Genomic DNA, 13,371 nt, shown 5'->3' with positions numbered 1-13,371 from the left:
CTATTGAAAATATCTAACTACAATCGATAAAATGAATGCCTATATTATTCATTGAAGTATAAAATGGAATAATTAGGCATTCATTTTACAAGAAAGTATCAATACATTTCAGGACTGGAAATGTTTCTTAATCACCGCACAGATTATTACTTGCCATAATTCCACCGTCCGGTGAGGTATAGCCGAGGCAACCGAGAATGGTGTCATATAGCTCAACATGGCGATAGATATTACCTGTTTTGGCCCGTGTTCTGAGGTTTTCAAAAGCCTGAGCATTATTTGGGGCATCCAGGAATTTATCTGACGCCCAAACTATCAATGGCACACGGAATTGTTCCGGAGGCGCTATATGACGTGGTGTGCCGTGCAGATGGTAATCATCGTCGATCGATTCACCGTGGTCTGAGGTGTAAAATACCAGCGCTTTTTTATCCTGTACCTGGTCAATGACGTTTTTAATAAAGTAATCGGTGTATAAAATGCTGTTATCAAATGCGTTGATAAGCTGTTCTTTGCTACAGTCATCATCGACGTTCATGCATTCCGGCTGATATTTAGCAAAGCTGCGCGGATAACGTTGTGAATATAGATAGTGAGAGCCTTTAGTATGCAAGATGACCAGATGTTTGCCGTTTGGATGATGTTCCAGTGATTCTTTTAATTCATTAATTAACATCATATCGTCAACAGGCTTGCCATCGTTGCGGCTCTCAGAGGCGATCAGTTCACGGAAAGCAAAATTGTCCACTTCGGTCTTGTTATAAAACCAAACTTCACTTTGCATTGAGAAAAGTTCTGAGCTGAATCCCAATTTATGCATAACTGAGAATATGTTTTGTTCTTTTAGTGTGCGCTGGTCGTTATTTTTGGTGCCCCCTTCGCGTACAAACATACAGCGCAGGGAAAGTTTGGTGGCAGTGTCGCAGGATTCACCACGAAATTCGATCAGGTTCGGTTCTTTGCTCAGAAGTGGGGTTGTATCGCGCTCATATCCCAATATTCCCATATGATCCCAACGCGCAGTTTCACCAATGATAAATATCACGTAGGTATCATTAATGTCTTGTGGAGCGACATAAGTGAACTTTTGTGTCGGATCAAACAGTTCATTCTGATTCAGATATTCATCTGTCGCAGTCGTAATATATAACCCTAGCGCAGTTAGCCAGTTAGAAGGTAAGTAAGAGTGCGCAATCACACCGCCATAGCTTGGCATATCGATATTATTGAGCGCGTCGTTAGTTTTTTGCTGAGTGTTCACCCAGTCCAGCGGAACCCATACCAGTAATGCAGCCATTAGCATGACTGCCAGTGATTTTATTCGCTGGCCGGGCGTTCGCAGTTGTTCAAGCAGAGTATTGCGTAAATTACCCGACCAGATAAGCAGTAGTGGCAAGATACTGAGCAAAATTAGCCAGATGATAAAGTTGTAACCAACAACTTCAACGGATAAATCAATATCTGTAGTCAAGACTGAAGCAATAATGCCGTAGCCAATAACGACATTAAAGAAGGTCATGTAATAGCTGGCGGCAACCGAGAAAAGAACTAATAAGCTGGTAGTAATACGGTAAAACCAGCGTCCGCCTAAAGAAAGAAGACGTAACAGAAAAAAGGTAAATAGGACAATGGTAAAAGCTTTAATGCTGCCGGTAACCAACTTAGAAGTGTGAATGCCAACATGAGTCTCTTCAAAATGACGATAAAAAACCGATAGATTGAGAAAAATGCCGATATAGATCGCCAGTAATAGAGCTTGTATGGGATGTGGCAGAGATTTTATTTTTTTCATTAGCTTAGGGAAACCTTGGTAAACTTAGTTTGAAAAATGAGGCAAACTTGTAGATCATTCATTACTTAGCAAATATTTGTGGTTATTTACAATTCTGGCTCCTTTATTTTTTCTATCAGCCAATTACCAGCACATTTGTACATAAAAGTATCTTGAATTGCTGTAGTTATTTTTTGCAGATTATTCTGACAAACGACAGTAAAAGCTATTAGTATTGAGACAATGATCACTTGGATTGATAACTATTTGCAGAGAAATATCAATGTTACATGTACTGACATGGCCTGATCTGTTTATTTGTATTTTTGCTGTTTTTTTTGCTTACTTGGTTTTCGGTATGGCTGGGTTTGGTTCTGCACTTATTGCCAGCCCGATTCTGGCGCTTTATATCCCTGTAGTGAAAATTGTTCCTCTACTTGCGTTGATAGATTTAACCGCCGCAGTCATTAATGTTGCCAGAGATGGTAGAAGAGCCGAGTTTAGTGAGCTCAGGTTAATTGTTCCGTTAATGATTATCGGTAGCTTGATTGGTGCAGTCATTTTATTGATGGCCCGACCCGATGTTTTGGTTCTGGTATTAGGATTATTTGTTGTTTTCTATTCACTTTATTCATTATTTTCGGGTAAAGCCTATCGTCAATTCCCGCTTAAAGCGGCGATTCCGTTTGGTTTGGTAGGCGGTGTTTTCAGTGCATTATTTGGTAGTGGTGGTTTTCTTTATGCCATCTATTTGACCGGTCGGATACCCGATAAGGAAGCTTTCCGGATTACTCAGACGACTTTCATGGGCTTCAGTACCCTGACAAGAGTGATTATTTTTGTTGTCCTGGGTATTTATCTGGATAGTTCATTCTTGTTATTAATATTGGTATTTATCCCAGCGATGTTATTGGGAATTTATTTAGGCCGCCAGGTGACACTGAAAATTTCCAGAGAGGCATTCCTGAGGTTTATCAATATCATTGTGCTGGTTTCAGGGTTAATGCTGATATATCGTTATATATTTACTCTTTGAAATAGTAACTGATAAAAATTTATTTGTTTCGTATAATATCATTAAATTGTTATTTTCGATTCATTTCGCATTTATTTTCTCTGTCTTTTGTTCGCCAAATAGCTCGCTTTTATCAGTTTGGTTTTGATGCTCATGGTTTACCTCCTGTTGGTGATTTTATCTACAATTATGCTTTTATCAAGTTTTTCACGAGAAAAACATGACAATAAACAGGCAGTTTTTTTGTGTTAAAAATACGGTTAGCTCTTGATTCCAACACCATGATCACTGGATAATCTTTCGCCTCAAATTCTCTCATCGTTTTTTATTCTGAAAGCCAAACGATTGCTTTTATGGTTGGTGAAACCAATTGGTACAATATTCATTATTGTTATTAGGTAAGGTAATCGTTTTCGTTTGGCAGAAAGCGGAGAAATACATGAATATAATGCAGGGGAACAACATGATGTCCGGCACTCAGGCGCCAGCTAAATGCAAGCTGGATAAGTATTTTAAATTGACCGAACGCGGAACAACGGTACGCCGTGAGATTCTGGCAGGACTCACGACTTTTCTGGCGATGGTTTATTCAGTCATCGTTGTTCCGGGTATGCTAGGGCAGGCTGGGTTTCCTCATACTGCTGTTTTTATTGCGACCTGTTTGGTTGCTGGTTTTGGCTCTTTGTTAATGGGGCTTTGGGCTAATCTGCCAATGGCGATTGGTTGTGCAATTTCACTGACTGCATTTACCGCTTTTAGCTTGGTTTTGGGGCAGCAAATTAGTATTCCGGTTGCGCTCGGCGCGGTATTCCTGATGGGCTGTTTGTTTACTGTGATTTCTGTTACCGGTATTCGCTCCTGGATTTTGCGCAATATACCTATGGGTATTGCGCATGGTGCGGGGATTGGTATTGGGCTATTTTTGTTGTTGATTGCGTCAAATGGCGTTGGTTTGGTCATTAAGAACCCGTTGGAAGGTCTGCCTGTTGCTTTGGGTTCGTTCACCTCTTTTCCGGTTATGATGACTTTGTTTGGTCTGGCGGTTATTTTTGGCCTGGAAAAATTGAAAGTTCCAGGTGGCGTGCTGCTAGTGATTGTGGTGATTTCTGTTATCGGGCTCATTTTTGATCCGGCTGTGAAATATCAAGGCTTCTTTAAAGTACCCAACTTGGGAGATGACGGCCTGTCTTTGGTTTTTAGTATGGATATTATGGGAGCTTTGCAGCCGATTGTATTACCCAGTGTGCTGGCATTGGTAATGACCGCCGTATTTGATGCAACCGGCACAATCCGCGCAGTGGCAGGGCAAGGGAATCTGTTGGATAAGGGCGGGCAGATTATTAATGGCGGTAAAGCGCTGACTGCCGATTCTGTCAGCAGTATTTTTGCAGGCGTCATCGGCGCCTCTCCGGCTGCGGTATATATCGAATCAGCGGCGGGTACCGCAGCAGGAGGTAAAACAGGTTTAACGGCAACAGTTGTCGGTATCCTGTTCCTGTTAATTTTGTTCCTTTCTCCACTTTCATATCTTGTACCCGCGTATGCGACCGCGCCGGCGCTGATGTATGTTGGTTTGCTGATGCTGAGTAATGTCAAAAAGCTGGATTTCGATGATTTTGTTGGAGCGATGTCCGGTATGCTCTGTGCGGTCTTTATTGTTCTGACTTGCAATATTGTCACCGGTATTATGCTGGGTTTCGGTTCTTTGGTTATTGGTCGTGTCTGTTCTGGCGAATGGCGTAAGTTAAATGTCGGTACAATCGTGATCACGATCGCTTTGGTAGTATTTTATGCTGGTGATTGGGCTATTTGATTGATTAAAAAGTGCGTAAGGTGTCTCTATGCCTGCGCACTTTGCCATTTCTTGCGATTGCTTTTGAGTTCTCAATTATTTCACCGCTATTTATCTGATTAGTTTACAATATTCCTGCAATTCTTTTGGATACGATTCAGCATGTATCTACCTTTTTCGATTGATTCAGTTATTTTTGCATTAAGATCTATTCTCATTGTTTTTGTTTTGGCGGGAAGAGAAAAGTCTCAATCTGTATATCAACGGTTCTCAGGTAAATTGTAAGGGCAACATGGAAATATTCTTTACTATTCTGATTTTGATTTTGGTGGTTTCAGTCTCTGGTGTTCTAACTAAGGTGATTCCGTTCCGCATACCTTTGCCGTTAGTGCAAATTGCAATGGGTGCATTGCTAGCCTTTCCGCATTTTGGTTTACATGTTACTTTTGATCCTGAGCTGTTTCTTGTCCTGTTAATCCCTCCTTTGTTATTCGTTGATGGTTGGAAAACGCCAACCAGGGAATTTTTCCAGTACGGAAGGGAAATTTTCATACTGATGCTGGTATTGGTACTGGTTACTGTGATCGGTATTGGTTATCTGATTTACTGGCTGATGCCAGGTATTCCATTAATTGCTGCCTTTGCCCTTGCTGCTGTGTTATCGCCAACGGATGCGGTGGCTTTATCATCCATTGTCGGAAAAGGGCGTATGCCTAAACGCATGATGAGTGTGATGGAAGGGGAAGCGTTAATGAACGATGCTTCCGGTCTGGTGGCCTTAAAGTTCGCTGTCGCGATAGCGATGGGAACGATGGTATTTACTGTTACCGGCGCGACTATCGAATTCTTTAAAGTTGCTATCGGTGGTTTGTTATCTGGTATTGCGGTGACCTGGTTGTACAGTAAATCCCTGCGTTTGATGAATCGCTGGAGTGGGGGCGATCCGGCAACTCAAATTGTTTTCATGTTGCTGTTGCCTTTTACCTCTTATTTGATTGCCGAACATATTGGTGTTTCCGGTATCCTCGCCGCCGTTGCTGCGGGTATGACTATCAGTAAATCTGGCGTTATCCGTAACGCGCCGTTGGCGATGCGTTTGCGGGCCGATAGTGTCTGGTCAATGCTGGAATTCGTATTTAACGGTCTGGTATTTATCATGTTGGGCCTGCAATTACCGGGGATCTGGCAAACCTCCGTTGTACAAGCAGAGCTTGATCCAACAGTTGAAACCTGGATGCTGTTTGCCGCAGTTGCAGTGATTTATGGTGCTCTTTTACTGCTGCGTTTCTGTTGGTTGTGGCTGATGAAGAATATCAGCAAAACCTTTATGAAAAAAAATCCTCTGAGTTTCGCGACTTATACTACACGTGAATTGTGGCTGGCATCTTTTGCCGGGGTTCGTGGTGCAATTACTCTTGCCGGCGCATTGTCTGTGCCTCTACTTCTGGCGGATGGCACGCCATTCCCGGCACGTTATCAGCTTATTTTTATTGCTGCCGGGGTTATCCTGCTCTCGCTGTTAGTTGGGGTTGTCTCTTTGCCATTCCTGCTACGGGGAATTAAAGCTTTCGATAAGCAGGCTGATATCAGTGAAATCCGAATGGCGCGGGCAGCAATGGCTGAAGTGGCTATTGTCGGTATGAATAAGATGGAGGAACGCCTTTCTGCCAGCTCAGAAGAGCAATTGGATGCTGAGGTTATTACTGAAGTTGCTTCCAGGGTAATTGGTCATTTGCGCCGTCGTACTGTAGGGCAGGATGAGATAGAACATAACCTGATGGTGGAAGATTTGGAGCGTCGTTTCCGTCTGACTGCGTTAAGAGCAGAGCGCGGTGAGTTATATCATCTGCGTGCAACCAGAAAAATCAGCAATGAGACACTTCAGACTTTGTTGCATGATTTGGATCTACTGGAGGCTTTACTGGTAGGGAAAGAGCACTGATAGCCTGTTTGCTTGTGTTTACCCGTGTCTGGCTGATGGTGTTGGTTTTTCCACCGGAACCCGGAACCTTGGCAATGATGAATAGTATCTTGGTTCCGGTGGGATGGGTGATAAATTTACTATTGGAGGAGGTTTGCTTGTTGCGTTGTTTTAGCAACGCTTGATCTTGAAATCCCCTTCACGAATGGCAGATTATCCATCGCGTGCTGGCGTGCGGAATGGATAAATGCGTTAATCTCAGGCTGGTGTTGTTCACCTTCACGGACGGCAGCGTAGAGCCTGCTCCATAAACCTTCTCCCAGCGTTTTCGTTACCACGAGTCCTTGCCGTTCAAATGTTTCAACAACCCAGTGTGGCAGAGCCGCGATCCCCATACGGGCAGCGACCATTTGAATCAGTAACAGCGTGTTATCTACATTTTTCAGGGGGGGGGTGACGCCGGCGGGTTGCAAGAAACGTCGCCAGATATCAAATCGTTGGCGCTGAACGGGATAGATCATCAACGTCTCATCAATTAAATCCTTTGGCTGGATGTGCAGCTCATTTGCCAGAGGGTGATCCGGGGCGACAATCAATTTGACCTCATAATCAAATAGGGGCGTGTAGTGCAGATCGCTATCAGGAAGAATATCTGATGTCAGAACGACATCTAATTCCCGTTGCAATAGTGCAGGCTGTGGATCAAAAGTGACGCCGGATTTGAAATCCATATTGACCTGCGGCCAGGTTTCGCGGAAATGTTTGAGTGCGGGTGTTAGCCATTGAATACAACTATGGCATTCAATAGCGATACGCAAATTGGTCTGGCCCGGTTCCTTACATTCGAACAGTGCGTTTTGGACCAATGGGAGAACTTGTTCTGCCAACCGTAATAAAACTTCACCCTGCGGTGTAAAACGAAGCGGTTGACTTTTACGGATAAACAATCGAAAGCCAAGGCGGTGTTCAAGATCGCTGAATTGATGAGACAAAGCGGATTGTGTCTGATGCAAGTGATTGGCCGCTGCTGCTAATGAACCAAAATGACTCAATGATTGTAATGTTTTTAAATGTTTTATTTCGATCATGAGAAACCTTCAGGATGATAATGAATAAATTGCGCTTGTGGTTTATACCTTACCTGTTGATTATGGATGTGTAAACATCTAGACGGCTAAAAATGACGGGATAATGAAAATGACGATTATTAATCACACACTTGGCTTTCCACGTATCGGTTTGAAAAGAGAATTAAAAAAAGCTCAGGAAAATTATTGGGCAGGAAAAATCTCTCAGCAAGAATTATTGGAAACTGGCCGTGAGTTACGTGCCCGTCACTGGGAACAACAGAAGCAGGCTGGTGTTGATTTAGTGCCGGTTGGTGATTTCGCTTGGTATGATCATGTTCTGACCACCAGCTTATTGCTGGGTAATGTACCACCCCGTCATCAGAATGCAGATGGCATTATTGATCTGGATACACTATTCCGCATTGCCCGCGGTCGTGCGCCGACTGGTGAGCCCGCCGCCGCCGCAGAAATGACTAAATGGTTTAATACTAACTACCATTATATTGTGCCGGAATTTCAGCAAGGTCAGGAATTTAAACTGAGTTGGACTCAGTTACTGGAGGAAGTGGACGAGGCTCTGGCTCTGGGTCATAAAGTGAAACCTGTTTTACTGGGACCGGTGACTTACCTGTGGTTGGGTAAAGTGAAAGGTCAGGTGTTTGATCGCCTCTCTTTACTGAAAGACATTCTTCCTGTTTATCAGCAAGTGTTAGCTGAGTTAGCTAAACGTGGTATTGAATGGGTTCAGATTGATGAACCTGCTCTGGTGCTGGAATTGCCGGAAGAGTGGCTGACAGCTTATTCGGTTGCTTATCAGGCGCTTCAGGGGCAGGTTAAATTGTTGCTGACCACTTACTTCGATAGCATTGGTCACAACCTGGAGATCATTAAATCTCTACCTGTACAGGGGTTGCATGTAGATCTGGTTGCCGGTAAAGATGATGTTGCGCAGCTGCATGAGTCCCTACCAAAAGAGTGGCTGCTTTCCCTTGGCGTAATTAATGGTCGTAACGTATGGCGTGCTGATTTAACCGCTAAATATCAGTTGATTAAACCACTGGTAGAGAGTCGTACACTGTGGGTTGGTTCATCTTGTTCTCTTCTGCACAGCCCTATCGATCTGAATGATGAAACTGCTCTTGATGTAGAGGTGAAAAGCTGGTTTGCGTTCGCATTGCAAAAATGTGAGGAATTGGCTTTGCTGGCTGCGGCGTTGAATCAGCCAGAAGGCGGTAAACAAGCAGAATTGGATGCTTACAGTGCGCCAATCCGTGCCCGCCGTGAGTCTAAACGGGTGAATAATCAGACTGTTGCTCATCGCCTTGCCGCTATTGAGCCACAGGATAGTGAACGTAATCAGCCCTATCCGCAGCGTGCGGAAGTACAGCGTCAGCGCTATAACCTGCCATTGTGGCCAACAACAACGATTGGATCATTCCCGCAAACAACGGAAATCCGCGGCTTGCGTCTGGATTTCAAAAAAGGCCGGGTAGATGGCGCCAGCTATCGCACCAACATTTGTGAACATATCAAGCAGGCAATCAACGAACAGGAACGTTTAGGATTGGATGTCTTGGTTCATGGTGAAGCTGAACGTAACGACATGGTGGAATATTTCGGCGAACACTTTGACGGCTTTGTCTTTACGCAGAATGGCTGGGTTCAGAGTTATGGTTCCCGTTGTGTTAAGCCACCGGTGATTATTGGTGATGTCAGCCGCCCAGAAGCTATCACTGTAGAGTGGGCTAAATATGCTCAATCGCTGACGGATAAACCGGTCAAAGGAATGTTAACCGGGCCAGTGACTATCCTTTGTTGGTCATTCCCAAGGGAAGATGTCAGCCGTGAGACTATCGCTAAACAGATTGCATTGGCACTGCGTGATGAAGTGGATGATTTGCAGAAAGCTGGCATTGGTATCATCCAGATTGATGAGCCGGCGTTGCGTGAAGGCTTACCACTGCGCCGCGAAGAGTGGCAGGCATATCTCGATTGGGCTGTAGATGCATTTAAATTGAGCGCTGCAATTGCTGAAGATGACACACAGATTCACACTCATATGTGTTATTGCGAGTTTAATGACATCATGCCTTCCATTGCGGCCTTGGATGCGGATGTGATTACCATTGAAACTTCCCGTTCAGATATGGAGTTGCTGGATTCATTCGAAAACTTCTCTTATCCGAATGAGATCGGGCCAGGTGTTTATGATATTCATTCACCTAACGTGCCCAGTGTTGAATGGATTGAAGCATTGTTACGCAAAGCGGCTGATCGTATCCCGGTTGAACGCTTGTGGGTTAATCCGGATTGTGGCCTGAAAACCCGTGGTTGGACTGAAACCCGTCAGTCACTGGCAAATATGGTACAGGCGGCGAAACGTCTCCGCGAATCAGTAAAATAACTCAATCCAGTCATTTGCCCATCACCTTTATTGGTGATGGGCTTTTTCATAAATAATATTTCTCTTGGGGATATTTGTTGCTAAATGGAGCCTCTTCTGTAATAAAATTTTTTATGAATTATATATATATTCCATATTGATATTGGAAAAAATACGTTTTATTAACAAAATACCCGCGACGTAACAAAATGGAATCTGGAAGCATTGTAATAGAAACTAAATAATTAAAGAGAGGATTATATGGATGTTAATAATTTGCAAGGTAAGAAAAGTAGCTCTCGAAGAGATTTTTTAAAAGGTAGTGCTGCTATCACGGCGACGGCTGCACTTGCTCCAATTGGCTTGGCCCGTGCGGAAGGAAAATTATCGTCACAGAATGGAAATGGAATAGGTGTGTGTACCCTTGCTCCAGAGCAGATATCAGGGCCATATTTTCGAAATAGTAAAATTGTAAGGCGGGATATTACTGATTCAGAATCAGGAATACCTTTTTTGTTAAAAATAACTATTATGGATGAGAAAACATGTAAGCCTGTTGATAAATTATTTATTGATATTTGGCACTGCAATAGTCGGGGGAAATATTCTGGTTGGAGTTATATCAGTCCAGATATACCACCTGAATCCGGTGAAATATCTGGTATCAACAGAACTGATGATAAAGTTTTTCTAAGAGGGGCTCAACAATCGGATAAAAATGGGGTAGTCAATTTTACTACTATTTATCCAGGGTTTTATGTTGGTAGAGCAACTCATGTTCATATTGCGATTAGACAGATCAGCAAAGATATAAATGAAGAAGAACATTTTGCCTTTGTTGGTCAAATGTATTTTCCTGAAGAGATCAATGCAGAGGTTTATAAATATGATCTGTATTCAAAACGGAGGATAAGCAGAACTAAAAATCGTGATGATGAATATTTCAAAAATATGAATGGTCATCTTTCAGAAATAAAAGTAACAAAAATAGACGAATCTGATATTAATCGTGGGATACTGGGTGAAATAATTTTGTCAGTAGACTTGGAAAATATATCTAATTTCATAACTAAAGATGATTTATATTCACATGCGGTGTGACAGGTTTTGTTGAATAAACTAAATTTCAATATAATAACAGTCAAAATTATAAAGTAACTTATGTAAATGGCATATTGGTTAATAATTAAAAAAATATCAGGTGCTTGATAGTTACATACGGACATTGTGCAGGCACAGAGAGGATTATCTTTGCAACATTATTCAGTCGATCATATTTCTCTGTGCCTGTCACTTTTGTGGAGAGTTTTTAACTGCGTGAGCAGAATATTAAATTAATGAGTTGCACCTCCACTGATGACGATATCCTCACTGTTTTTTAATGCTTCATCAATGGCGATTTCCAGTGCTGTTATTACTGTTTCCAGGGCCATACTCGGTGTGCCGGAGTACCGCACTGCCTGCTCTGGCAGATAAGGGATGTGGATAAAACCACCGCGTATTTCAGGATTGATATACGTCAAATAATGCAGCAAGCCATACATGACATGATTGCAGACGAAAGTACCTGCGGTCTGTGAAATTGAAGCTGGGAGTCCTGCTTTATGTAAACCTTTGACCATTGCATTGATGGGTAACGTAGCAAAATAGGCTGCGGGACCCGTTGCTACGATCGGCGTATTGATAGGCTGGTTACCTTGATTATCAGGAATGCGTGCATCGTTGATATTAATCGCCACGCGTTCCACGGTGATATCAGCTCTACCACCTGCTTGTCCTACGGCAATCACCAGATCAGGCTGGATATCATTAATAGCCGCATATAAGCAAGTCAGGGAGACATCGAACACGCATGGAAGCTGGCGTGCTTCTATACGCGCTCCACACAATTCGCGCCCTTGCAACTGCTTGACTGCTTCCCATGATGGATTAATTGTTTCATTGTCGAAAGGCTCAAAACCTGTAATTAAAACTGTTTTCTGTCTTGCCATAGGGAGTACTCCTGTATGATGGAAAGGTTCTAATATGTTTAAACAATATGCATCCTATTAAAGGGTGACGGTGATATTTATATTTGGTAATTGTTTTATTTTTGTTGAGATATAAAGATAATAAATAAAATTCTCTTATTAGTCGAATCCACCGTGGTTATTTTTATTTTTGGAAATTGACGGTTATTGAGATATATTTTTCTTTATGACTAGATTGATATTTACTGCTATCAATTCTCTGGATAGAAAGTTTCAATGAGATAATTATTGATTTTTCGTCTTGACAATGAATAAATCAAGTTATCCATTTGGATATATACTGTTCCAGGCATTGTTTTAATCATAAATATAATTAAACAATTGGCTGTTTTTTCCATATATGAACGTATTCAGTTTAACTTATGGCAGAAAGGAAACATTCGATTCTTTATTTTCGAGTTTGTGATTACTATTTAGGCATGCGTTAATTTTTTTCTTTATAATGATTCGCTTATTTTTACTCATTTTATGATTATTTTGTGATTTACATCTCAAAATAATGTGCGTTTTTCTTTTTTATCTTACTTCGAAGTGATATTTATCACTAAAAGATGTCTAAATGCTCAATACAGTAGATTTCAACCAATTTCATTATAAATTTTTCCCTTTGAGGAGTCTGATATGTCTGATGTATTTCACTTAGGTCTGACCAAAAGCGACCTACAAGGCGCAACTTTAGCTATTGTTCCGGGTGATCCGAAACGTGTGGAAAAAATTGCAAGATTGATGGATAACCCTGTTCATCTTGCTTCTTTGCGTGAATTCACGTCGTGGCGTGCAGAAATTGATGGTAAAGCAGTTATTGTGTGCTCCACGGGCATTGGTGGCCCATCAACATCCATTGCCGTTGAAGAATTAGCACAATTGGGGGTTCGTACTTTCTTACGTATTGGGACAACAGGTGCAATCCAGGAAAATATCAATGTTGGGGATGTGCTGGTAACCACGGCTGCTGTTCGTTTGGATGGCGCCAGCTTGCATTTTGCTCCGATGGAATTCCCGGCGGTTGCCGATTTTGACTGTACTACTGCACTGTATGAAGCAGCAAAAGATTCTGGCGCAACGACACATGTGGGTGTAACGGCTTCTTCCGATACTTTCTACCCCGGTCAGGAACGCTACGATACCTATTCCGGCCGTGTTGTGAGCCGTTTTAAAGGCTCAATGGCTGAATGGCAGGCGATGGGCGTCATGAATTATGAAATGGAATCTGCAACTTTGTTGACGATGTGTGCAAGCCAGGGGCTGCGTGCAGGTATGGTTGCCGGTGTCATTGTTAACCGTACTCAGCAGGAAATTCCTGATGTTGAGTTACTTAAGAAAACAGAAAGTAACGCATTAGGGATCGTCGTCGAAGCTGCTCGTCGTTTGTTGTAAATAATACTTTTT

9 protein-coding genes are annotated in these 13,371 nt (G+C 42.4%); 6 read left to right on the top strand and 3 right to left on the bottom strand.

Annotation, left to right across the window (positions count from 1 at the left end):
- Positions 1 to 127: 127 nt before the first annotated feature.
- The gene (gene eptB / locus ABR397_RS16345) at positions 128 to 1,792 is read right to left on the bottom strand and encodes a kdo(2)-lipid A phosphoethanolamine 7''-transferase (protein ID WP_350306684.1); all 1,665 of its coding nucleotides are present in this window, start codon (positions 1,790 to 1,792) and stop codon (positions 128 to 130) included.
- 262 nt (positions 1,793 to 2,054) lie between these two features.
- Between eptB and ABR397_RS16340 the strand changes: the two genes are divergently transcribed.
- From ABR397_RS16340 to ABR397_RS16330, 3 genes are all read left to right on the top strand, one after another.
- Positions 2,055 to 2,807 (top strand): sulfite exporter TauE/SafE family protein, encoded by a 753-nt coding sequence (locus ABR397_RS16340; protein WP_350306683.1) that lies wholly within the window; start codon positions 2,055 to 2,057, stop codon positions 2,805 to 2,807.
- A gap of 445 nt (positions 2,808 to 3,252) precedes the next feature.
- Positions 3,253 to 4,599 (top strand): NCS2 family permease, encoded by a 1,347-nt coding sequence (locus tag ABR397_RS16335; protein WP_350306703.1) that lies wholly within the window; start codon positions 3,253 to 3,255, stop codon positions 4,597 to 4,599.
- A 271-nt stretch (positions 4,600 to 4,870) separates the two neighbouring features.
- The gene (locus tag ABR397_RS16330; RefSeq protein WP_350306682.1) at positions 4,871 to 6,520 is read left to right on the top strand and encodes a Na+/H+ antiporter; all 1,650 of its coding nucleotides are present in this window, start codon (positions 4,871 to 4,873) and stop codon (positions 6,518 to 6,520) included.
- A gap of 119 nt (positions 6,521 to 6,639) precedes the next feature.
- On the opposite strand, the gene metR is transcribed toward ABR397_RS16330, so the two are convergent.
- Positions 6,640 to 7,587 (bottom strand): HTH-type transcriptional regulator MetR, encoded by a 948-nt coding sequence (gene metR, locus ABR397_RS16325; RefSeq protein ID WP_350306681.1) that lies wholly within the window; start codon positions 7,585 to 7,587, stop codon positions 6,640 to 6,642.
- 109 nt (positions 7,588 to 7,696) lie between these two features.
- Between metR and metE the strand changes: the two genes are divergently transcribed.
- Positions 7,697 to 9,973: a 5-methyltetrahydropteroyltriglutamate--homocysteine S-methyltransferase gene (metE, locus tag ABR397_RS16320; RefSeq protein WP_350306680.1), complete on the top strand. Its 2,277-nt coding sequence runs from the start codon at positions 7,697 to 7,699 to the stop codon at positions 9,971 to 9,973.
- A 240-nt stretch (positions 9,974 to 10,213) separates the two neighbouring features.
- A complete protein-coding gene (locus ABR397_RS16315; protein ID WP_350306679.1) occupies positions 10,214 to 11,053 on the top strand; it encodes an intradiol ring-cleavage dioxygenase in 840 nt (279 codons plus the stop codon).
- Positions 11,054 to 11,286: 233 nt separating this feature from the next.
- On the opposite strand, the gene pcp is transcribed toward ABR397_RS16315, so the two are convergent.
- On the bottom strand, positions 11,287 to 11,943 hold the full coding sequence (gene pcp, locus ABR397_RS16310; RefSeq protein WP_350306678.1) for a pyroglutamyl-peptidase I: 657 nt from the start codon (positions 11,941 to 11,943) through the stop codon (positions 11,287 to 11,289).
- Positions 11,944 to 12,603: 660 nt separating this feature from the next.
- On the opposite strand from pcp, the gene udp reads away from it, so the two are divergent.
- Positions 12,604 to 13,359 carry a uridine phosphorylase gene (udp, locus tag ABR397_RS16305; RefSeq protein ID WP_350306677.1) on the top strand — a complete coding sequence of 252 codons (756 nt, stop codon included), beginning with the start codon at positions 12,604 to 12,606 and terminating at the stop codon, positions 13,357 to 13,359.
- The last annotated feature ends 12 nt before the right edge of the window (positions 13,360 to 13,371 follow it).

The organism is Photorhabdus viridis, assembly GCF_040256935.1.
GTDB classification, from domain to species: Bacteria; Pseudomonadota; Gammaproteobacteria; order Enterobacterales; family Enterobacteriaceae; genus Photorhabdus; species Photorhabdus viridis.
Note: the sequence above shows the minus strand (reverse complement) of the source record. Positions and strands in the feature narration are given on the sequence as shown.